24 protein-coding genes are annotated in these 22,674 nt (G+C 32.6%); 9 read left to right on the top strand and 15 right to left on the bottom strand.

What is annotated here, in order from left to right; genetic code table 11:
• Positions 1-208, top strand: a 208-nt coding sequence (locus BUC23_RS16195; protein WP_167365601.1) for an ATP-binding protein, incomplete at its 5' end; no start/stop codon positions are given.
• A 22-nt stretch (positions 209-230) separates the two neighbouring features.
• Here BUC23_RS16195 and BUC23_RS16200 read toward each other — a convergent pair.
• The 9 genes from BUC23_RS16200 to BUC23_RS17250 all read right to left on the bottom strand — a co-directional run bounded on the left by BUC23_RS16200 (position 231) and on the right by BUC23_RS17250 (position 6,662).
• Positions 231-857 (bottom strand): hypothetical protein, encoded by a 627-nt coding sequence (locus BUC23_RS16200; protein WP_073211408.1) that lies wholly within the window; start codon positions 855-857, stop codon positions 231-233.
• A 1,076-nt stretch (positions 858-1,933) separates the two neighbouring features.
• The gene (locus BUC23_RS16210; RefSeq protein ID WP_073211413.1) at positions 1,934-2,410 is read right to left on the bottom strand and encodes a hypothetical protein; all 477 of its coding nucleotides are present in this window, start codon (positions 2,408-2,410) and stop codon (positions 1,934-1,936) included.
• 210 nt (positions 2,411-2,620) lie between these two features.
• Positions 2,621-2,929: a hypothetical protein gene (locus tag BUC23_RS16215; protein ID WP_073211416.1), complete on the bottom strand. Its 309-nt coding sequence runs from the start codon at positions 2,927-2,929 to the stop codon at positions 2,621-2,623.
• Complete coding sequence (locus BUC23_RS16220; protein WP_073211419.1) at positions 2,929-3,240, bottom strand: hypothetical protein; 312 nt, start codon at positions 3,238-3,240, stop codon at positions 2,929-2,931. The genes BUC23_RS16215 and BUC23_RS16220 overlap by 1 nt, the downstream gene beginning before the upstream one ends.
• Before the next feature lie 157 nt (positions 3,241-3,397).
• Positions 3,398-3,814 carry a hypothetical protein gene (locus tag BUC23_RS16225; RefSeq protein WP_139259951.1) on the bottom strand — a complete coding sequence of 139 codons (417 nt, stop codon included), beginning with the start codon at positions 3,812-3,814 and terminating at the stop codon, positions 3,398-3,400.
• A gap of 316 nt (positions 3,815-4,130) precedes the next feature.
• Entirely contained in the window at positions 4,131-4,403 is a 273-nt protein-coding gene (locus BUC23_RS16230; protein WP_167365602.1) for a hypothetical protein, read from the bottom strand.
• A gap of 158 nt (positions 4,404-4,561) precedes the next feature.
• Positions 4,562-5,218, bottom strand: coding sequence for a hypothetical protein (locus BUC23_RS16235; RefSeq protein WP_073211427.1), 657 nt, complete (start codon positions 5,216-5,218; stop codon positions 4,562-4,564).
• Between the two features lie 8 nt (positions 5,219-5,226).
• Positions 5,227-5,943 (bottom strand): hypothetical protein, encoded by a 717-nt coding sequence (locus tag BUC23_RS16240; protein WP_139259955.1) that lies wholly within the window; start codon positions 5,941-5,943, stop codon positions 5,227-5,229.
• Between the two features lie 35 nt (positions 5,944-5,978).
• Complete coding sequence (locus tag BUC23_RS17250; protein WP_084538387.1) at positions 5,979-6,662, bottom strand: SH3 domain-containing protein; 684 nt, start codon at positions 6,660-6,662, stop codon at positions 5,979-5,981.
• A gap of 634 nt (positions 6,663-7,296) precedes the next feature.
• Between BUC23_RS17250 and BUC23_RS16255 the strand changes: the two genes are divergently transcribed.
• The gene (locus BUC23_RS16255) at positions 7,297-7,818 is read left to right on the top strand and encodes a hypothetical protein (protein WP_073211447.1); all 522 of its coding nucleotides are present in this window, start codon (positions 7,297-7,299) and stop codon (positions 7,816-7,818) included.
• A 773-nt stretch (positions 7,819-8,591) separates the two neighbouring features.
• Here BUC23_RS16255 and BUC23_RS16260 read toward each other — a convergent pair.
• The 5 genes from BUC23_RS16260 to BUC23_RS16280 form a co-directional block, all read right to left on the bottom strand.
• Positions 8,592-9,680, bottom strand: coding sequence for a serine hydrolase domain-containing protein (locus tag BUC23_RS16260; RefSeq protein WP_073211450.1), 1,089 nt, complete (start codon positions 9,678-9,680; stop codon positions 8,592-8,594).
• 197 nt (positions 9,681-9,877) lie between these two features.
• Positions 9,878-10,459, bottom strand: coding sequence for an SMI1/KNR4 family protein (locus BUC23_RS16265; protein ID WP_139259957.1), 582 nt, complete (start codon positions 10,457-10,459; stop codon positions 9,878-9,880).
• A gap of 777 nt (positions 10,460-11,236) precedes the next feature.
• The gene (locus BUC23_RS16270) at positions 11,237-12,049 is read right to left on the bottom strand and encodes a DNA alkylation repair protein (RefSeq protein WP_073211457.1); all 813 of its coding nucleotides are present in this window, start codon (positions 12,047-12,049) and stop codon (positions 11,237-11,239) included.
• Positions 12,050-12,244: 195 nt separating this feature from the next.
• On the bottom strand, positions 12,245-12,706 hold the full coding sequence (locus BUC23_RS16275) for a hypothetical protein (protein WP_073211460.1): 462 nt from the start codon (positions 12,704-12,706) through the stop codon (positions 12,245-12,247).
• 214 nt (positions 12,707-12,920) lie between these two features.
• On the bottom strand, positions 12,921-13,370 hold the full coding sequence (locus BUC23_RS16280; RefSeq protein ID WP_073211463.1) for a DUF1569 domain-containing protein: 450 nt from the start codon (positions 13,368-13,370) through the stop codon (positions 12,921-12,923).
• 208 nt (positions 13,371-13,578) lie between these two features.
• Here BUC23_RS16280 and BUC23_RS16285 point away from each other — a divergent pair, with 208 nt between their 5' ends.
• Positions 13,579-14,082: a hypothetical protein gene (locus BUC23_RS16285; RefSeq protein ID WP_073211466.1), complete on the top strand. Its 504-nt coding sequence runs from the start codon at positions 13,579-13,581 to the stop codon at positions 14,080-14,082.
• 114 nt (positions 14,083-14,196) lie between these two features.
• Here BUC23_RS16285 and BUC23_RS16290 read toward each other — a convergent pair whose 3' ends face one another.
• Positions 14,197-15,240 (bottom strand): tyrosine-type recombinase/integrase, encoded by a 1,044-nt coding sequence (locus BUC23_RS16290; RefSeq protein WP_073211469.1) that lies wholly within the window; start codon positions 15,238-15,240, stop codon positions 14,197-14,199.
• A 412-nt stretch (positions 15,241-15,652) separates the two neighbouring features.
• Between BUC23_RS16290 and tgt the strand changes: the two genes are divergently transcribed.
• The 6 genes from tgt to dnaB all read left to right on the top strand — a co-directional run bounded on the left by tgt (position 15,653) and on the right by dnaB (position 22,531).
• The gene (gene tgt, locus BUC23_RS16295) at positions 15,653-16,783 is read left to right on the top strand and encodes a tRNA guanosine(34) transglycosylase Tgt (RefSeq protein WP_073211472.1); all 1,131 of its coding nucleotides are present in this window, start codon (positions 15,653-15,655) and stop codon (positions 16,781-16,783) included.
• 148 nt (positions 16,784-16,931) lie between these two features.
• Positions 16,932-18,020 (top strand): LptF/LptG family permease, encoded by a 1,089-nt coding sequence (locus BUC23_RS16300; protein WP_073211475.1) that lies wholly within the window; start codon positions 16,932-16,934, stop codon positions 18,018-18,020.
• Positions 18,007-18,888 (top strand): DMT family transporter, encoded by an 882-nt coding sequence (locus BUC23_RS16305; RefSeq protein WP_073211478.1) that lies wholly within the window; start codon positions 18,007-18,009, stop codon positions 18,886-18,888. Before BUC23_RS16300 ends, BUC23_RS16305 begins: the two co-directional genes overlap by 14 nt.
• Positions 18,889-19,046: 158 nt before the next feature.
• Positions 19,047-19,637 (top strand): dual specificity protein phosphatase family protein, encoded by a 591-nt coding sequence (locus BUC23_RS16310; RefSeq protein ID WP_073211481.1) that lies wholly within the window; start codon positions 19,047-19,049, stop codon positions 19,635-19,637.
• A 255-nt stretch (positions 19,638-19,892) separates the two neighbouring features.
• A complete protein-coding gene (locus BUC23_RS16315) occupies positions 19,893-20,846 on the top strand; it encodes an acetyl-CoA carboxylase carboxyltransferase subunit alpha (RefSeq protein WP_073211483.1) in 954 nt (317 codons plus the stop codon).
• Positions 20,847-20,986: 140 nt separating this feature from the next.
• Positions 20,987-22,531 carry a replicative DNA helicase gene (gene dnaB / locus BUC23_RS16320; protein ID WP_073211485.1) on the top strand — a complete coding sequence of 515 codons (1,545 nt, stop codon included), beginning with the start codon at positions 20,987-20,989 and terminating at the stop codon, positions 22,529-22,531.
• Positions 22,532-22,674 lie beyond the last annotated feature (143 nt).

The raw sequence follows: 22,674 nt of genomic DNA on the forward strand, positions 1-22,674 counted from the left end.
TAATGATGCAAGGATTGCCTTATTGGATATTCTCGAAGATAGATATGGTTTAGGGTCAACTATGATTACTTCACAGTTGCCCGTGGACACTTGGTACAACTTCATTGAGGAGCCAACTCTGGCCGACGCCATAATGGACAGATTGTCAGCTTCAGCACACAGAATAGCATTAACAGGAAAATCTTTGAGAACTAAAAAAAATCATTAACTTTGAAAAACATCATCTTTACTTAGTGATGATAAAGGCCGGTTTGACTGGCGTACTTTGCTCCGGAATAAATGGCGACCTTTAGCGCGGAATGGTGGCGTACTTTCGTCGGAATATCCAATTTCGTTATAATTGGATTTTTTTTGTTATTTATCAAATGATCTACAAGGTCTTGATTTTCTTTTGGCACAATATTAAAGCATTCTTTGTCAACAATACCACCAGCCCATTGTTGTTTAGATTCTAAATTGTACGCATTAGTTAATCCGCGTCCAACTATTGTTGTTCCCCGTTTGTGTTCTACAGAAACAGGACCAAATGATAAAGCTCCACGAATCGGAATCCCATCTGCAAGACAACTTCCAATTAGCATTCGACAATATGAAATTATATACAAAAGACCTCTTTGAGTTAACGTATCTTGAATAAAAATAACACTATCTGAAATTACATAGATTTGAATTTTCAAACTTTCTAACTCTTGAGGCGGAGTTATCATTCCTAAAAATATATTTGTTGCTTCTTCAGCAGTTTCTAAACTTTGGTATAGGCCAAATTCATAAGCTTCCATTAATTCTTCATGAGAATTTTTTTCAACCATATTTTTGAAACCTAAAATGTCAAAAAATGCAACAAATGAATTTTTCATACTATTGTTTTTAGCGCAACATTAGCGCATTACAGGTAACGTCCCGCCGCTTGGCGAGGTTGGGGACTAAATTAAGATTAATATTTCGGTTAAGCACAAAATTTCCAAATACAAGACCAACTTTAAATTAAGCCTAAAACCCCAATCTAGCCAAACGGCTGTTAGCGGTAGTGCTTATACTTTAATCAGCTTAAATTTTTAAAAAGATTATCAAAAACATTACAGCAAGAGCCGACATGAAATAAATGAAAAATGACTTTTTATTATTGTAAGCTTTATACTCTTTCTGCATTGATTTGTATTTTTCATTCCGATAAACCAAATAATAGTTTAAAACCATTAATGGTAAAATAAAATATACAGCTAAATTCAAAAGAAAATTATACGATTTTGTACTGAAAATTTTCAAAATTAGAAAATCAAAAGTGCTTGGCAATAAATGATTGTTAAGAATAAGAAATATTAACAAAAGATAGACTGATGTTGCTGTGGCAAAATAAAAATTAGAAGTGAATTTCCAAATATTACTCATCGGACCATTATTCCTTGCAGTATAAATTGAGCTCTTTAGTATTTTCAAGTACATTTTTAAGATTTTGGTTTTGGCATTACCGCTAACGTTTTGCTGCTTTGAGATGGCTGGAAGTTCGTAACCGCTCAATTTTCGGCTTAAGGAAAACTTGATGCGAAACGGTAATTCCACTAAATTCCAGCTATATCAAAACAGCTGTTATATGCTGCTTGTTTTTGGTCGACATTACGATTTAAACCACAAAATTTTTCAAGTTTCTGTTGGCAAATTCCAACTTTCGCACTTCTGTTTTCGGTTCGTAATTTTCAACGTTTCATTTCTCATTTTTCTGTTATAAATCTAAAAATAAAAATTAAATTTTTTCTATAAAATTCAACTTTCAAACTTCCGCTTTTAAACTCTAATTTTCAAGTTCTGTTACCGTATTCCAACTTTCAAGTTTCGGTTTTTCAGATTCCAATTTTCCAACTTCTGTTTTTCAGATTCTAACTTTCAAACTTCTGTTGTAGTATTCCAATTTTACAAAAGTTAATATATATGATATTTAATTTTCATCAGCTTTATTTACAACTTTTTTAATATCAAAATATCTGTAATCAATAGGTTGACTATTGTTTTTAGTGACAATTTTAGAAAAATCTACAACTCCATCTGTTTCTTCAAATATTTGAATTGGTGAAGATTTATTTTCGGCGATATTGATAAGATTAAATTTGTGAAAATTTTTCATTAAAGAATCTATTGCGGAAATATTTGTTGTTTCAGAATTATTAAAACTCACATCGTAAATTATTCCATTGTCTGTTTTTATATTTAGATTTTTAACAAATCCAATTTCATTAGATAATTTAAAACTATCGATTGTGTATTCATTTCCAGAATGATTCTTGAAAAGTTTTGAAGAAGGTAATGAATCAAAATTACTCCCAAGTTTTATCTGTCCAATACCTTCAAAATTTCTTGTTTTATCGTTACAACCTATAAAAAAAGTTAAAATAAAAATTAGATAAATTATTTTCATACTACAGATTTAATCATAATAATTTATAATGAGAACTTTTCGCGTCATTTCGGCACAAGTTGCATATAACGTCTTGGCACTACAGCGGGTTTGGGACTAAATTAAGCCCTATTTACGACTTGCCAAATATTCCAAATACAAAACTAACTTCCCATTAAGCCAATTGCCCAAATCCGTTGTAGTGGCTGTTATAGAGCGTTTTTTCGGCGGTTAATTTTCAAATAATGTCAAGTCTAAACCGTTACATTCAACATTTATTTCGTCAAAGTCTTTTGAGTCTGTCACGCCAATACCTCCTTGTGGTTTTAGTTCAGTATTGTCTTCAAGTAAAATTCTAAAATTAAAATTATCAATATTAGAGATGCCTTGTGATTCAAAATTTTGTTGAATTGTTCGTTGATATTTTTTATAAATTTCGTTCGCAATTAAATCTCCACTAATAACACCCATATTCGCATCTATAATTGTAAAATAAACTTCTCCAATTTTATCGTTATCTATGTATAAGTATGCTTTCATTAATCCTCTCCATCTATAGAAATATCCAAAAGCTCACTTCCAATTTTTAACCCCAGCATTAAGTCCAACATTTCGCTGTCTCCTTTCACAATAATTAATTTGTATTTATTCTGTTCACTAGAAATTTCAACATCTTCAATTGAGTTAATTCTAACTGTCATTGCTAACGTGCTATTAAAAGGAATATTTATAAACCATTGTTCTTTAATAGTTCCTTCTTTTAATTGTCCAATTAGATAAAATTCGTTTCTACGTCTTATTGCAAAACTTTCAATGACTTCAAATTGTCCTTCTGCGATTTTTTTCTGCATTATCGTCTTTTTAAAATGCTCTATAACGTTCCTGCGCTACACGCAGGGTGGGGTTAATAATTATTTATTTTTCTGTTTTGCCGAAATTTGGCTGATATGCGTATTCTTTAAATTAAACACAATTGCCCAACTTGCTTGTATCGTGTGTTGTGTGAGGTTATTTATTCTTCTGCTTGTTTTTCTTCTTCGGCATATTCTGAATACTAAACATATTAAATACTTCTAAACTAAATCTTGAGGCAGATACAATCTTATCTTTTGGAAGGATAATCCCCATTTCGTCATCTATTTTTTCCTTTTGACCATTTTCTATAAAGTATTCCAATATGTCAAAATAGAAAGTTGTTAAATGAAGAACTTTAGTTTCATCTTCTCTATACCCACTCATATAAGGAATTATTTCTATTTGTTGATTTATTAAAGGTTTTGATATCCTGTTAACGTAGCCAACATATACTTTTCCGCTTTCAGTTGTTATCGTAAGCAATCCATCTTCGATTTTCTTTTCATTCATTGATTTGTAGAAAAGCCTTTCGTATTCATCGCCCCACAAACGAACCGTAATTTTCAACATCCACTTCGTAGGGATGACAAAATTTAGAAAATAAGATAGTATAAGACTAACACCCAAAGTCAGTAACCCAAAATTTAAACTTTGAAAAACAAACGGATTAAGCTTCTTTAAGTTATTACGGAAATGGGGATAATATTGGAGTATTTTTAAATCAAAATAGTATGATACAAAATATATAAATAACGCACAAAGCATTGAATTAAAGATTAGTCTTTGTGTTTCAATTTTACTGTGGTAATATCTTGAAAAATAAAATGAAATAAGGAATAGATATCCTGATAACAATGGGAGAATTAAAAGTAAAGGAGAATCAAAATTAAGCATTTACTTTTTCGTTATATCCTCTAGCAGCTTTACGCATTTTTTCTATAAACTTTTTGGCTTCTACTTTATCGTAAAAAATATCTTCACTTTTTACATATATATCCCCTTGAAAGTTAACTCTAACTTTTCCATTATAAGCTGTTCTTACAGAGCTTATAAAACGTGTTATTTTATTAGGTTTACTCATAATCAAAAGTTTTATTTTTTCAAATATACAACAAATTTTATTCCAAGTCAATCCCATTCTATTTTGTGTTTTTAGCACGTTGGTTCTTTATAATCTCACACAACGTCCCGGCGCTTGGCGAGGTTTGGGATTAAGGAAACCTTAATTTTTCGGTTAAAAATATAACTTTCCTGACACAAAACCAACTTCAAATTAAGCCTAAAACCCAAATCTTGCCAAACGCCTGTTGTGTGATGTTATAATTTTACGGATAGTTTCTCTTTCAGCACTTTTGCCACTTTTTCTTTCTGTAAAATATTACTAAAAATTCTTTTGTAACCGATAACTTTTATTTTTCCAATTTCTGCATAATAAACATTATCAATTTCGGAAACTTTGCAATCTCTATCTTTCGTTAATTTGTCAAATACTGTTTTGCCCTCGCAAATAATAAATTCAGGTTCAATAATATCTATAAGTTTATTTATCCATTTTTTTGATTTATAGTAAACTTTGTGCTTTTTTAAATGACTTAGTAAACTGAATAAATCATTAGCATTTGTTGTAGATAAAAAATAATAGTTTGTTTTTACAGAATTATTTAATTCAGAATTAGGTATTCCAGCTAATCGAAGTAATTCACGAGTTTCAATTGCTAATTTATAATCTTGACCAACGTATTCCATACGTTCTAATGGACTTAATCTTTTTACTCTTTTTCCTTCATAATTGTAAAATCCTGCTCCAGGATTTATACCAATAAACATAAATTTTGGTTTATAAATTAATCGAGATAAAAAAACTTGAATTCCTTTGTAATACTTATCAAGAATTTTTGATAAATCCTCATCCTTTTCAATTTCGGCTAGAAATTCTTGAATTTCTATTTTTATCTCGTTATAACTATTCTCCATATTTTGGATTATTGTTTTTTTTTGAATATTTTGATATCAGCCTTACCTTTTTCTTTAATGATTATTTCTTCATTTTCAGTATTAGGGTCAATCATATGATGCAGAGTTTTGAAGTAAACAAATTGTTCTTTATTATTCTTTTCATATTTATAAAAATCTTCTTCATATTCACAGCAGCTATAGTAATCTTTTGTTGTTATTTCTTTTTTCTCATAATCAATATTTCCTTTTCCCTCGTGTAAAGAAATACTTGGAAAATCTTTTAGTTCAATTAATTCATTATTTTGAAACTCAAAAACTCTATAAACTGGTGCGTTATATTCTTCCAAGCCAGTTTCAGTTATTATTAATTCTTCAACGTTATCAAAATTGATGTCTTTGAAATAGAAATCTGGCCTACCTTCGGTAGAATAATTAGTTTGTATAATGTTAGGAATATCGCTTTTTTTGAAACCTTCGTAAACTTTTAAGCTGCAAATACTATCACTGATTGAATAGCTTTGATAATTAATTTTAAATTTAGTTTTGTCGTTTTGTCTTTCTAATTCTAAAATTGCAGTTCCAACGATTCTATTATCAATGTCTGAAATACTGTCTTTAATTGTCCAAAATATTTTTGCATTAAAGCCTTTAATAGGCTCGGTAAATTCAACTATAATTTTGTTGTTTTTTTCTTTTGATTTTTGTTCTATGTCTTGACTTTGGCAACTTTTAGCAAAAAGCAATAGAATTAATAATGTAAATTTCATATGATTATATTTTATAAAGCAGGTTGATGTTTTCCAGTTGGACTTTTTTTGCAATTATTTATTGTCATTTGGAATATACTATTATATTTACTACCACAAAATTTACAATTGTATTGCGATTTTATTTTTCCTTCGTAGAGTTGATGTTTACCATTTGTATTTTTACAGTTATTTAAGGTTAATAGTGAAATACTACCATATTGACTTCCACAATTTTTACATAGAAAAATTTCTTTTTCTACTATTTCTTTCTGGTCATTTCCAGATACCTTTTCTTTTACAACAATTTGTTTTGGTTTATTTATAATTTTTTTTGTTACACTTTTTTTTGCTGTAGATTTTGTTGATGAAGGTTTTTTAATTTTTAAAACTGTAAAAATTAAAATAATACCAATAATAATTAATGTAATCGGATAATCTCCAATTTTCTTATCACTATTGTCTTTAATTGAATTTGATAAAAAATTTGTTGAAACAAAACCTTTTACACCATTTTCTGTTTCTATTTCTGTCCAATTACCATTTTCTGAAATAACGGTCACCTTTTCATTTTTAGTTGCTTTTGTAACTATTTCAAAATTTTTCCCAGCACCATTTCTGATGTTAAGTTCATTTGCATTTATGTATTTAGTTTCTTGAGAAATTGCAATAATTGAATTTAAGAGCAATAAAATAATGGTAAATTTTTTTTTCATATGTTGGTTTTCGGTTTTTTTGGAATAATATCACACAACGTTCCCGCGCTACAAGCAGTTTGGGGTTAAATTAAGACCTATTTTCGGATTTGCCAAATCTTCCAAATACAAAACCAATTTCAAATTAAACCTAATACCCAAATTGCTTGTAGCGTGTGTTAGGGTGTGTAGCTTGACGATGCTGAGCACGAACGATTAGACTTTCCATTTTTCTATTCTAATTTTGGTAACATTTCCGCCTTCCGATTTTCGTTCTAAACAGTTTCCGCTTTTGAACTTCAAGCTTCAGTTAAATCTCAAAGAAAATCGACAAAAAAATTCCGCTTTCGGTTTTCCATAAAGCAGTTCACGTTTCTTTGTCCGCAACAATTAAGTTTCAGATTTCGGTTCAGATTTCGGTTCAGATTTGAGTTCAGATTTGAGTTCAGATTTGAGTTCAGATTTGAGTTCAGATTTGAGTTCAGATTTCGGCCAGCTCGGTTTCTGCGTCGTTATGTACTTGCCGAACTAAAGTTTCTGATTAAAATCGACTGTTGATCGTCAACAGCTATACACCCTAACGTTCTCACGCTTGTAGTGGTTGGGAAAAGTACAAAATTATCTTCGGAGTTAACCAAATAAAAACAGACACAAAATGAACAATAAATTAAGCCAAAAGACCCAATCACTACAAACGTGTGTTAGTGATAGTGCTTTTTCTTCGGCAAACGAATATGATAAAATCAATTCGTTTTTCAGTAATGAAATAAACATTTATGAACAAGAATGCTTAAAATCAAATGTATCTGTGTATTTTTGTTATAATTCATTGATGTATAAATTTCAAAAATACGCAGACGAAAAAAATAAAATAAAACTTATCGAAAGATTAGATTTTACAGACAAAAACAGAGTTAAGGTTTTGCTAAATAAAGCTTCTTTTAGTTCAAAAAAAGAGGAATTGAAATTAGCAACTGAAAACTTTGCTTTAATAAAACACGATTTGTTTGAATGGTTGGATAAAACTAAAAATCCTTATTTTTTTATTTTACATCCTTTTTTCAAATTTGGTTCAGGAATTAATTACATACCAATTCCTTATAAAAAAGACAATATGAGTGGCGTTCAAAATACGGACATAGCTTGTGATTATGCAAATTACGTCTTGTTTGGGTAGCATTATCACTAACGTCCCGCCGCTTTGAGATGGTGTGTGGTTCGTAACCTTTCAACTTTCGGCTTTGCAGAAAAGTTGATGCGAAACGGTAATTCCACTAAATCACACACTAGCTCAAAACGGCTGTTAGTGGCTGGTTGTTTTTAGGCGAAATTACGATTTCAACCCAATTTTTTTTAATTTCTGCTTTTCGAATTGCCGTCGGCAAATTCAAACTTTTCGATTCGGTTTTCTAGTTTCTGCTTTTCACGCTTCTATGGATAAAACCCAACTTCCACGTTTCTGCTTTTCACGCTTCAACTGGCAAATTCCAATTTTAACACCTCTGCTTTTCACGCCTCAACTGGCAAAATCCAACTTTCACGCCTCTGCTTTTCACGCTTCTACTGGCAAATTCCAATTTTCAAGTTTCTGCTTTTCACGCTTCTACGGACAAAACCCAATTTTCAAGTTTCTGCTTTTCACATTCCAATTCTCAAGTTGCAATATTTATATTTTTGATTTTCGCTTTTCAATCTTAAAAACCAAATTTTCACGTTTCTGCTTTTCACGTTCCGATTTTCACGCTTACATTTTCGGTTTTCTAGGGTAACGAAAACCAATCATTTCAAAATATTTTTCTGCGTAAGTTCGGCTTCAACTTGCCACTAACGTCTCGTGGCTTGGCGTCAGTTGGGGATTTGGTTAGCCAAATGTATCGATTTAAAAACCAACTTCCAAGTACAAAGCCAACTTTAAAGTTTGCCTAAAACCCCAATTGCGCCAAACCGCTGTTAACTGCCGTATTTTTTCTTCATTATTTTTAGTAATTCAAATAATCCTTTTTGTCCATCTTCAGTTGCACAATTTGTTTGCACAATATATGCTTTTTTTCTCTTTTTGTCAATTTGAGTATAACAAAAAAATGTGCCATCTGAACCTGCGTGTTCAGATATTTCTCTTTTTTCATCTTTTATGTTTCCCCAACCAATCGAATATTCATTTTTACCATAATGTAAATATTCATATGTTTTAGTTTTTAGAAAATTGTCTTTTCCATTTAATCCACTTAGATTTAATTGCACAAATTTTGCATAATCATTGAGTTGCATACTTAAATCTCCTGCTGGTTCGGCTAAACTTAAATCGTATTTTGTGTTTGGCGAAAGTGATTTTAAAGTATCATTTTCAATCCAATGTCCCCAAGGTTGATTTAATTCAAATCGGTTTGGCCAACCAAACTTATAATTTAATTTCAATTTTTCTTTTATAACTATGTTTACGAGTTCTTCCCAACTTTTTCCGCTAACTTTTTCAATCATTAATGTTGCTAAACTATAACCTGCATTTGAATAATTGAAAGTTTTATTATTTTGTTTTACAGGTTCGTTTTTTAAAAGAAATTCGCAAAATTGTTTTCTCTTTTCTGATTTAGTTCCAATAAATTTAGGAAGTTTTTCATATTCATTTCCACTTGTAAATGGTTGAATTCTTGCACGATGAGATAATAAATCTTCTAAAGTTATTTTGTAAAACGCTTCATTACTTTTCTTTTTCCATTTCGGAAATAAGTCGAAAAATTTTGTTTTCCAATTAATTTTGTTTTGTTCAACAAAATAAGCACAAATAAATCCTGTTATTGCTTTTGTGTTTGAACCCAAATGAAAATAATCATTTGATTTTGCTTCATCTTCTTTGTTTTTTGATTCTATTTTGTGAAATCCTAAAGTTTGCATTTCAATTATGCTGTCAACTGAAACAATTGCAAATGCAATTTCAGGAATTTTATATTTTATTCTTAAACTGTCGGCAATTATATTCAGATTTTGACAATAAATATTAAAAGTTAAAAAGATAAATAATATTGAAAAAAAATTTCTCATAATATATTCGGTTCTGGTAATATGGCAGTTAACGTTCTCGCGCTACAGCGGGTTTGGGACTAAATTAAGCCCATTATTCGGATTTGCCAAATCATTACAAATACAAAACCAACTTTCCATTAAGCCAATTGCCCAAATCCGTTGTAGCGTGTGTTGGCAGGCGTAACAATATGCACAAACTTTTTACGCTTCTTGTATTAATTATTTATTCTTTTTTCTTCTTCCCACGGATAAAGACCATCATAAACTCCTTTGTTGATGAATACACATAAAAATTCTGTAATCGAATTTGTTAATACAAATACATCTTCAACTTTATGATATATTTTATAATCTTCAATATTTTCTTGGTTTATTTCAACACTCCACATATCACAATAAATTAAATACTCCGTAAAATGAAATGAGTTGTCACTTATTAAATAATCATCTTTTTGGTGTTCAATTATTTCAGAAAGTGGTATGAGTCTGAACAAAATATCGTCTGTTTCAAAACCATTACAAAATTCATATAGTATTTTGAAATCTTTTGGCAATTCTATTTTAATATTTTTAAAATTTTCAATTTCAATTTCAGTAGCAGGTTGGTTAAATTGAATTCCAAGTTGTGAAGCGTTTTCTTTCATATAATTCAAAACTTCAATTAATGTAGTAGAGGAATTATATGTTATTGTTTTACCAAAATTATTCGTTTTGGAAACATTTTGTGAATTTATTTTTGCGTCAACTTGAGAATCTGTTTTGTTAGTTATTTTTCTAAAAAAGTTAAAGAAATTCATAGTTGATTTTTTAAGATTCTGGTTTTTTTCAGTTATGCCTGCCAACGTTTGGCAGCTACAAGTGGTTTGGGACTAAATTAAGCCCATTATTCGGATTTGCCAAAATATCCCAAATACAAACCGATTTTTCCATTAAGCCAATTACCCAAATCACTTGTAGGTGCGGTTATGAGCTGGTTGTTTCTAGCCGATATTCCTGATTATTAACTGATTTTCAGCCATATCTTGGCCGATTAAAAACCTAATTCTTGCCCAAATTTCGGCTAAATTTTATTCCCTTTTTTCGTTTCGATTTGACAATCAAAACGATTTTATTTTTATTCTCAATGAAACTTCAATATTTAAGTTTCAGTTTTCGCAATCCAATTTAAAACTCCAATTTTCAAGTTCCGCTTTTCAAGTTCCGCTTTTCAGATTCAGTTTAGAAACTCCAAAATTCAAGTTTGCTTTTCAAGTTTCTGCTTTTGAATTTCTGAATTTCGGATTCAGTTTACAAACTCCAATATTCAAGTTTTGATTTTCAAGTTTCCAATTAAAAATCCAATTTTCAAGTTTCTGAATTTCGATTTTCTGAGCAACTAAATGCTTTTTTGAAACGTGATTTTAACTGAAATGCTCTTTTTCAACTAGCTCATAACGTCCCGCCGCTTTGAGATGGTGTGTGGTTCGTAACCTTCCAATTTTCGGCTTTGCAGAAAATATGATGCGAAACGGTAATTCCACTAAATCACACACTAGCTCAAAACGGCTGTTAGCGGTAGTGCTTCTTTTCGTCTGCTATTCACTCTGTTTGCCAACTGTCCGCAATGCTTTTTTGATAATGTAAGCTGTTTCTTTTGTTGGGCTTTTTTTCTCCCACTTTTTACAAATGTCTATCACAAATTGAGGTTGCGTTTTGCTTGCATCGTTTAACCAATTGCCAACGCTGTCTTGTACATACTTGGCCTTGTCAGATTTCATTGGCTCTAAAATTGTCAAACCTAACTCTGGCTTTTTTTTCAATTCTTCAATATGCTCGCACCAAACGCCTCTTGGTCTTGTAGCTTCGCTTGCAAATCGTCTAACATTTTCGTCTTTGTGATTTGTCCAACTTGATAATATTTCAATACTTTGGGTCAAGTTTTTTGCAATGCTTGGTCTAACAGCTAACCAACAAATTTCTCTTACGCCAAAATGTTTGTCTGCCGAAAAATGTTGGATTTGTTCAAGTTTTTGAGATACGTCCAATTTTTGATTTCTACCGATTGTATATGTCGCCCAACAACGAATTAAGTCCGATTTATGGGTTGAAATAATTGTCAGTATTTCAGTGTCGCCATTTTTTAGCGATTGCTCAAAAAGTCCTGTTCCAATTGCTTCATTAATGGTATTTACGGTTTGCTTTTTCAAGGCTTCAATGCCGGACAATATTGGGGTTAAATATTTTGTCCTACCGAATTGATTTAATAAGTTTTCAAGTAAAAGTCGTTGGTCAACCGCCAACCACTCAACAAGATTTGCAGTTTCAATTTGTCCGCTGTTCAGTTGTTCCAAAATGTCTTTGGGAATGTCTTTTGTCGATTTTGAGCCTTTTCTTTTTACTTCTGTCATTTAGTTATTCATTGTCAAGTTGTTCTGTCGGCTCTGTCTCGCAGCATTACCGCTAACGTTCTCGCGCTACAAGCAGTTTGGGATTAAGGAAGCGTAATCTTTCTGATTTGCCAAGTCTTTCAAATACAAACCAATTTTTCCATTAAACCAAATCCCCAAATTGCTTGTAGCGTGTGTTATGGGCTGGTTATTAGCTTAGTTTCCGTAACTTTTTGTTTCGGAAAATTCAAAGCCTTTATTTTTGTCACTGTAATTAAATATCACACTTAATCCACCACCGTTAGCCAAATTGATGTTTTTCCCTTTTGCTGTGGCTAAAAATGGAATAACGTTTACAAAAAAACTTTTCTTTTTGTATTGTAAAGGAACAATTTTAACCAATATTATTGAGCCTTTATGTGCTTTGATTTCTTTTATAATTTCAGGCGCTCCGTCTAGATAATTAATTTTTTTGTTATTTATTACTTTTGGCCAATCATACCACATAACAGTTGAATCAAATTGGACATAAATATTTTCGGCCGTTATTTCGGGAAAATTGCAATATTCCTTCAGCGCATATAAATAAATATTTTCATCTGTTCTTACGTCAGTTGTTAACTCCTGTGATTGGACTTTGATTGAAAAAAGTAGTATTATCAAAAAAAATGTTCTCATTTGTAAAGTGTTGTTGTGAACTAGCCCATAACGTCTTGGCACTACAGCGGGTTTGGGGTTAAATTAAGACCATTCTTCGGATTTGCCAAATATTCAAAGTACAAAGCCATTTTTCCATCAAGCCCAATGCCCAAATACGTTGTAGTGGCTGTTGGTGGCTGGTATTATTTGTCGGGTTAAAATTCAATTTGTCTCTTTTTCAGTGTGTTAGTTTTTATACTCCAAATTGTCTTAAATGATGGTCAAAATGTTTCCATTGTGCAATCGCCCATTCATTTGGTGTCAAATAACCAAAAAAAGGATGAGGCAGTTTAGTGCATTTTTCAGGTCCAATTTCATAAAATTGTCCAATAAGTTGAATAGCTTTAGTTTTTTCTTTTTCAAAATTCTGTTGGTTGGTGATAATATAATTTTTCCCTGTTGGACCATTTTTGGAAAATTGTTTCTCACTCACATAACGCCTAACAAAAAATCTACCTAAAATTCTTCCAATTAACATTCTTTTTTGAGGTTTTTTACCAAGTGAGGTTTCAAGAAAGGCATTTAAATGAGCTAACATTTGAGACACATCCATTTTTCCCCATTGTCTAACAGCATTTGGTTGAATATTGTCTAATCTTTTTAATATTTCCTCACAGTCTATTTGGTTGTATAAATTGTTCATTTTTTTTATTTGTCAGTTGGTTCGTTTACGTTGGTTCGGTACACTTGCCACCAACGTTCCCTTGCTCTTACGTCCGTTGTGGATTTTTATGACCGATGTTTAAGTTCAAGACAAATAATTATTCACTCAAAAATTAACAAATTAAGCCCGATACCACAATAGCGTAAAGCAAGTGTTAGCGTTTAGTGCTCGAAAAAATAATGTTATTATGGAAAAATACAACAAAGAAGAACTTAAAAAAATTGCTCACTCATTAGGAATTAGACTTTTTGAAAGCGTTATGTCGCACAACAAAAAAGACAAACAATTACCAAATGAATTTTACCGAAATTATTATCAATCTGAAACTGATAATACATTTGAAAAACTGATTGAAAAAGGTTTTGCAGTAAAAGACGAAAGATTGAATTTAAACTACTACTTCATTACTGATATAGGAATTGAGAAGTTCAGAACTGAATTTGAAGAATTGGTTAATTATCAACCAAAAAAAGAAAGGGATTTAAGCTACTTGAAAAACCGTATAAATTTCTATTGTGATTTTTATAATTATAGGTTTTGCGAAGATAATTCAGAACACGTTATTTCTGCTTATGTAAATTACTTTTTAAAAGGATTTTATATGTCGCACACTACAAATGATTGCGTGATTAGATTTAAGCGTGAATTACGTTCTTTTAAAAACGTTCTCGTTACCGAAGAAGTTCTTTAGCATTAACGCTAACTTGTATATACTCGCTACAAAGTAGCGCCTATACACCCAAAATTGGGTAGATTGTCGCTATTCAATAGCGGATAGCGATCAAATATAATAATAATATTTTTATTACAAACTATCAAAAGGGCTTTTAATTTGTTGAATGCTTTTTGTACTTACATGGGTATATATTTCGGTCGTTTTGCTACTATTATGACCTAATAATTCTTGAATGTAACGCAGGTCGGTTCCGCTCTCCAATAGGTGCGTTGCATAACTATGTCGCAGCCAGTGTAAGGTAACAGGCTTTGTGATTCCTGCCTTTTTTACTGCTTGTTTTAAAACTTGTTGTAAACTTCTATTGTCATACGGCTGGCCTTTAAGCTGACCTTCAAATAAATAAGTTATGGGTTTGTAAGCAACAAAATAGAGACGAAGCATTTCTAAAATTTTTGGGCTCAATGGGACTATTCTGTCTTTTTTGCCTTTAGAGTTTTTAAGTAATACAATATTTCTCATAGAATCTATATGAACGGGCTGAAGTGCCAATAATTCGCCACAACGCAAACCACAACTATAAATCAGCGAAAGCATCATTCTATGTTTAATATTAATGTGGGCATCTAATATCAATTTTATTTCTTCTTTGCTCAAAACATTAGGCAATAGTTTGGCTCGTTTTGGTCGATGAATTTTATCAACTTCAATTTTTGTTTCTCGAATGGTTTTGAAGAATAATTTAATGGCGTTGACAATCTGATTTTGGTAGGAAGCCGAAAGATTATTTTTTAAAATATACTCGTTGTTATAGATGATTACGTCCTCATTATTGATTTCTACAACTGATTTTTCTCGATAGAAAATTAGGAAAGATTTTAAGGCTTCGCTATAGGTAGTAATAGTACTTTCGCTATAGCGTTTGGAACGCATCCATTGTATGAATTTCTCTATTTGAACAATTCCTTCGGGTGAAGCGAGCGAATATGACAATGGTTTTATCTTGAAACGTTCTCTATTTTCCAGTGTATCCGGGAGGTGCCAAACCGTTTTTTGTTGGCTCCATTGAGCTCCTTCTATTTGTTTGATACGGGCAATCAGGTCTTGACTTTTTTCAAAATAAACGGCAATTCTATTTTCGCTGTTGTGTTTTATTAGTTTTGCTGCCCAAGTCATATCGTGTTGATTTTGTGATTGAAAGATACTATTTTTTTTACAAATATTGTGTTATTATTGCAATGGTTCTGGAAGTATAGCAGCTTTTATGCGTGAGGGATAAAAGTGGAAATCCTTTTATGAAGCGTAGCGGAATAAAAGATTACTTCACAATATTTTCATTTTAAGCTGAGTTCAGTGAACTTGTTTACAGCGGATAGCCCGACCTTTTTAGGGCACGCCCCAATTAATTTGATAAATGGTAATTAATTTTTTAAATTATCTAATTATCTAGTTTTCTTCCGAAAAAGTATTTAAATTTTGGTTGTCAGGAACCCACTTTTTCATTTCATCGGAAGAAAAATATTTTTTTGATGTGGGTTTCAAATTAACCTATCTTTGCCAGCCGAACAATCGGGTGAAATACGTTACTATGAAGTTTGATTTATTAAAAAAAGATCCGCTGTCCAAAGCCAGAGCGGGAAGCATTACCACTGATCACGGTGTGATTGAAACCCCAATTTTTATGCCTGTAGGAACTGTAGGTTCTGTAAAAGGCGTGCATCAGCGGGAATTGAAAGACGATATAAACCCGGATATTATCCTGGGAAATACCTACCATTTATACCTAAGGCCACAAACTGAAATTCTGGAGAAAGCAGGTGGATTGCATAAATTCATGAACTGGGACCGTAATATTTTGACGGATTCTGGTGGGTACCAAGTGTATTCACTGTCGGCCAACCGAAAAATTAAGGAAGAAGGAGTGAAGTTTAAATCGCATATTGACGGTTCGTACCACTTTTTTACTCCAGAGAATGTGATGGAAATTCAACGTACCATAGGTGCCGATATTATCATGGCTTTTGACGAGTGTACGCCATATCCTTGTGATTATAACTATGCGAAGCGATCAATGAAAATGACGCACCGCTGGTTAGACCGTTGCATCAATCATTTAGACACGCAGCCTTTTAAATACGGTTATGAGCAAACGTTTTTTCCAATTGTGCAAGGAAGTTGTTATAAAGATTTGCGCCAACAATCAGCTGAATATATTGCGAATTCAAATCAACAAGGAAATGCGATTGGCGGACTTTCAGTAGGGGAACCGGCTGAGGAAATGTATGCCATGACCGAGGTGGTTTGTGAAATCCTGCCCGAAGACAAGCCCCGTTACCTAATGGGCGTGGGGACCCCGATAAATATTCTGGAGAATATTGCTCTAGGAATTGACATGTTTGACTGTGTGATGCCTACGCGTAACGCCAGAAACGGAATGTTGTTTACGGCGAATGGTTCTATAAATATCAAAAACAAAAAATGGGAAGCTGATTTTTCGCCTATTGACGAAATGGGAATCACCTATGTAGATACTGAATATACAAAAGCATATTTGCGTCACCTTTTTGCTGCCAATGAATACCTGGGGAAACAAATTGCTACGATCCATAATCTTGGATTTTACATGTGGTTGGTTCGTGAGGCCAGAAAACATATCTTAGCAGGCGATTTCAAGCCTTGGAAAGAAATGATGGTGAAAAATATGAACCAACGTTTATAAATTCGTTGATTTGTTTATTCGGTTATTTGTTTAACCGTATTAAAGTATTGTAATTTAGGTTTAATTGTTTATTCGTAAAGCAAATAACGATTCACCAAATTAACAAACAACCGATTCACCATTTTAACGATTAACCGAATATACCTTTATGCTAACAATAATTGACAAATACATCCTAAAAAGATATTTAGCCACGTTTTCGGCTATGTTGTTAATGTTTATACCTATAGGAATTGTTATTGATGTTTCGGAGAAGATTAATTTCATGCTAGAGAACAAAGTTCCCTTCATTGAAATTGCGATCTACTATTATCATTTTACTATTTATTTTGCGAATTCCTTATTTCCGATCTTTTTATTTTTATCGATTATTTGGTTTACCTCGAAATTAGCGAATAACACGGAGATTATTGCCATTTTGAGTTCTGGGATTTCGTTTACACGGTTTTTGAGGCCTTTCATAATTGGGGCTACTATTGTTTCTATTTTTGTTTTGTTGATGGGCTTTTTTGTTGTTCCTAAATCCAGCGAAGGGTTTAACAACTTTAGATATACCTACCTGAAAACAGGAGGGAAAGAGGCCATGAGAGGCGATAATACAGATGTGTTTAGGCAAATTAGCGATACAGAATTTATCTACGTAAATAGCTTTAACCCATTGTCTAAGATTGCTTTTAATTTTTCGTTGGAAAAATTTAAAAAGGAGAAATTAATATACAAAATCACTGCCAGCAGAATACAATGGAATCCAAAGCAGCGTACTTATACGATGTATGATTACACTAAAAGAACGGTTGGGGAACTAAATGATAAAATTGAAAAAGCACCTGAGAAAGTGGCTCGTTTTAGTTTTGAGTTAGAAGACTTAACGCCTGTGGTATATATAGCTGAAACATTGACTTTAGATAAATTAGTCAAATTTATAGACAAAGAAAGAAGCCGCGGTTCCTCTAACATCAATGTCTATTTAGTGGTGTTGTACAAGAAATTCAGCGTGCCGGTTTCGGCATTTATTTTAACTATTATCGCAGTTTCTGTTTCGTCTATGAAACGAAGAGGTGGGATGGGAATAAATTTGGCTATAGGAATTGCATTAGCTTTTGCCTTTGTGTTCTTTGATAAAATATTTGGAGTACTAGCGGAGAAGTCCAGTATTCCGCCCCTATTGGCAGTTTGGTTACCAAATATCGGTTTCGGAATATTAGCCGTTTATCTCCTACGAAATGCAAAACGATAAATTCAAAAGTTACCTAAACCTCCATTTTATAGTATTTATTTGGGGTTTTACCGCAATTTTAGGTGCGCTAATCACTATTACTGCTGATGCTTTAGTTTGGTATCGAATGCTTTTTGCCAGCGTTTTTTTATCGCTGTTTATTGTATTCAAAAAGAAATCTTTTAGAATTCCGATGAAATCTTTCCTGAAATTGATTTTTGTAGGCTTATTGATCGCCCTGCACTGGATCTTTTTTTTCAAAGCGATTCATGTTTCTAATGTGTCAATTACACTTTCGGTTTTCTCCTTGGGTGCTTTTTTTGCTTCTATACTGGAACCTATTTTTTATGGAAGGAAAGTACTTTGGTATGAAGTGTTTTTTGGGCTTATCATTATTGCGGGACTGGCACTGATCATGAAAGTTGAAGTCAATTATCTCAGCGGAATGTTATACGCTTTGGTAGCCATAATATTAGGTGTTTTGTTTACTCTCATGAACGGTAAATTAATAGAAAATCACGACCCATCAGTTATCTCCTTTTATGAATTCCTGGCGGGAGCCTTTTTCATTACGGTATACTTTTTATTTCAACAAAAATTCTCTTTGGATTTCTTTGTTTTAACAGTTAATAATTGGATTTTAATTCTGATTTTGGCCTCTATTTGCACGGCGTATGCTTTTACGGCATCAGTAAAAGTGATGCAGAAACTCACGCCTTATACCGTAATGTTGACCACTAATTTAGAACCGGTTTATGGAATTGTATTGGCCTATTTTATACTTGGCGGAAAAGAAAAAATGAGCTTTGAGTTTTACATTGGAGCCCTAATAATTGTAATCACGGTAATCCTGAATGGCGTGATTAAGCATTATAAAAAGGTTGATTAAATTACTTCTTTTGTATCAATTTTAACGTTACTTTGACAAGAAACGCCACGCTAAATAATTCTATTTCAATATTAAGTCAGACCTTTGCAGTATGAAATTGCTATGATTTTAATGAATCGAAATATGGTATTTCACTAAAAAGCAAATAACACATTCGTATGAAAAAGAATAAAAAAAGACTAGGTTTTTTGTTGTTGGCCATTATTTTATTTTTCGGAGGTAAACAGATTTATGACATGAATATCAATCATAATTTTGAAACAATTACGGAGGGTAAAGTGTATAAATCAGGGGTTATTCCACCTGATGAATTGGAAAGTTACGTTACCAAATATCATATAAAATCGATTGTAGACTTGCGATTTCCAGGCACAACAGATTTAAAGAATAATCCGGAAATTCCTGTCGAATTAACCGCTGAACAGAATACGGTGGCAAAAATGAAAGGAGTGAACTATTTTAATAACGGGTCAGATCAGGTTCCCAAACAAGAAAACCTAGACCGGTTTTTTAAAATAATGGATAACAAGGATAATTATCCAGTGTTGATTCATTGCTATCATGGTATTGGCCGCGGCGAAATGTATTCTGCAGTGTACAGAATTGAATATGAAAATTTTACCAATGAAGCAGCGCGTCAAGGAGTACGAACGTTAGTGAAATTCAGTTCCTTTGATGATGGAACTCCAAAGGGAGAGTATTTAAAATCTTACAAATCCAGAAAACAATTAGCAGCCGAAAAGAAATAATTGTATACAGTAAAAGCATTCAAAATCAAGCCTTAGATTCAGCATGCTTCTTGATTTAAAAAGGAACTTCGCTTGATATAAAGACACTTCACTTTTAGTGTAACAAATGAATAATGGTAGTTTCTCTCTAGTTTAAAAGTGATTTTGCTAATTTATTAAAGTACGGTTTGAGACATAAATGAAAAAATACTCTTTTTGAACGATTTAAAATTTTATATTTGCCGTTCGAATTAAAAACAAAAACGTAGAAATCCTATGGAATATTTAGATTTTGAACTTCCAATAAAAGAACTCGAAGATCAGTTAGATAAATGTCTTGTTATTGGTCAAGAATCGGATGTTGATGTAACGAATACTTGCAAACAAATCAACAAAAAACTAGAAGAAACTAAACGAAAAATTTATAAAAACTTAACCGCTTGGCAACGCGTTCAACTATCCAGACACCCAAGTCGTCCTTATACAATGGATCACGTTCGGGCGCTTTGTGGAGAAACGTTCTTGGAACTTTTTGGAGACAGAGGGTTTAAAGATGATAAAGCCATGATTGGTGGTTTAGGAAAAATAGACGGACAATCGTTTATGATTGTAGGTCAACAAAAAGGATTTAATACAAAGACGCGTCAGTTCCGTAATTTCGGAATGGCAAATCCGGAAGGATACCGTAAGGCGTTGCGTTTAATGAAAATGGCAGAGAAATTTGGCATCCCAGTTTTGACTTTAATTGATACTCCGGGTGCATATCCAGGTCTTGAAGCAGAAGAACGCGGACAAGGGGAGGCAATTGCCAGAAACATTTTTGAAATGGTTCGTTTAAAAGTGCCAATTATGACGGTTATTGTTGGAGAAGGAGCATCAGGTGGAGCATTAGGAATAGGTGTAGGAGATCGAGTATACATGATGGAAAACACTTGGTATTCTGTTATTTCTCCTGAATCATGTTCTTCTATTCTTTGGAAAAGTTGGGAGTATAAAGAACAGGCTGCTGAAGCACTCAAATTAACTTCTACTGACATGAAAAAGCAGAAATTAGTTGATGATATCATCCCTGAGCCATTAGGTGGAGCGCACTACGATAGAGAAACTGCTTTCAAAACAGTAGAGCAATATATCATGAAAGGATTCAATGAATTGAAAGACTTATCAACAGAAGAATTAGTTGCTCAGAGAATGGACAAATACAGTAAAATGGGTGAATATAAAGAGTAAAATCTTACAAATTGATATTTAATCCGAAGCCTTACCGTTTCGGATTTTTTTATGGTTATAAACAAAAAATAGTTACTTATGAACAATTATTCGTAATAACTCAATGACAATATTTTTTTAATTTTTGTTACTTTCGCTATATGGAAAACTTCAGAAATATTAATCCTGTGAAGGTTGATAAAACTACTATAATAAGCCTTGAAAAAGGAAAATTGCAACCACAGGTTCTCGATCTAGAAGAGGCTGTGCTTGGCGCGATGATGATTGATAAAAAAGGGGTTGATGATGTAATTGACATTTTACAACCCGATGCTTTTTATAAAGAAGCACACAAACATATTTTTGAGGCTATCGTTCAACTGTTTACTGAAACACAGCCAATTGACTTATTAACCGTTTCTGCCCAACTTAAGAAAAATGCAAAATTAGAATTGGCAGGCGGGGATTTTTACTTAATTCAGCTTACGCAAAAGATTTCGTCTTCGGCACACATTGAATTTCACTCCAGAATTATTCTCCAAAAATTTATTCAACGAAGTCTGATTCGAATTTCTACCGAAATCATTGAAGATTCTTATGATGAAACAACAGATGTTTTCGATTTGTTGGACAGAGCTGAATCCAAATTGTACGAGGTAACGCAAGGGAATATAAAACGTAGTTCTGAAACGGCCCAAAGTTTAGTGTTGCAGGCTAAAAAACGTATTGAAGAAATAGCAGGACAAGAAGGATTGAGTGGTGTGGCAACCGGTTTTGATAAATTGGATAAGATTACTTCTGGTTGGCAACCAAGTGATTTAATTATTATAGCGGCAAGGCCAGCAATGGGAAAGACCGCATTTGTATTATCAATGGCTCGAAATATGGCAATTGATTTTGGAATGCCTGTTGCGTTATTTTCTCTGGAAATGGCATCAGTGCAGTTAATCACCCGTTTGATTTCATCTGAAACTGGTCTGTCATCGGAGAAATTGCGTACCGGAAAACTGGAAAAACACGAATGGGAACAATTGAGCACCAAAGTGAAGAATCTGGAAAAGGCACCCTTATACATTGATGATACACCTTCATTGTCTATTTTTGATTTAAGAGCAAAAGCAAGACGTTTGGTTTCACAGCATGGTATCCGAATTATTATTGTCGATTATTTGCAATTGATGACCGCCGGTGGAAACGGAAAAGGGGGAGGAAATAGAGAACAGGAGATTTCTACGATTTCCCGAAACTTAAAAGCATTAGCGAAGGAGTTGAATGTTCCTGTTATTGCACTTTCTCAGTTATCTCGTGCGGTTGAAACGCGTGGATCCAGCAAAAGACCGTTGCTTTCTGACCTTCGTGAATCAGGGGCGATTGAGCAAGATGCCGATATTGTATCGTTTCTATACCGTCCTGAATATTACAAAATTGACGAATGGGATGATGATGAAGCTTCACCAACTGCTGGTCAGGCAGAAATAATGATTGCCAAACACCGTAATGGTAGTATTGAAAACGTTCGTTTGAAGTTTATCGGACATTTGGGTAAATTTGATAACTTGGAAGATTACAGTGGCAGTTACGATGATTTACCATCGAGTATGAATCAAGATGACAATCCTTTTATCACTAAAAATCTCCCATCAGCTAATGAAGCTTTTGGCAGTAATTTGAATGACGAAGATGATGATAGTGATGTACCGTTTTAGAAAAATAAAATAAAACCGACTCATCTTTTATTTCTGTACCATTAAATAAGCCTAAACTCCCTACAGATTTAGGCTTTTTGCAATATTATAATTTGGTCATTAGTTTTGTTAAGGTAATATTAATTAGTAGTTTAGCGAATAAT

Origin of the sequence: Flavobacterium xinjiangense, from assembly GCF_900142885.1 — a bacterium.
In the GTDB taxonomy this organism is placed as follows: domain Bacteria; phylum Bacteroidota; class Bacteroidia; order Flavobacteriales; family Flavobacteriaceae; genus Flavobacterium; species Flavobacterium xinjiangense.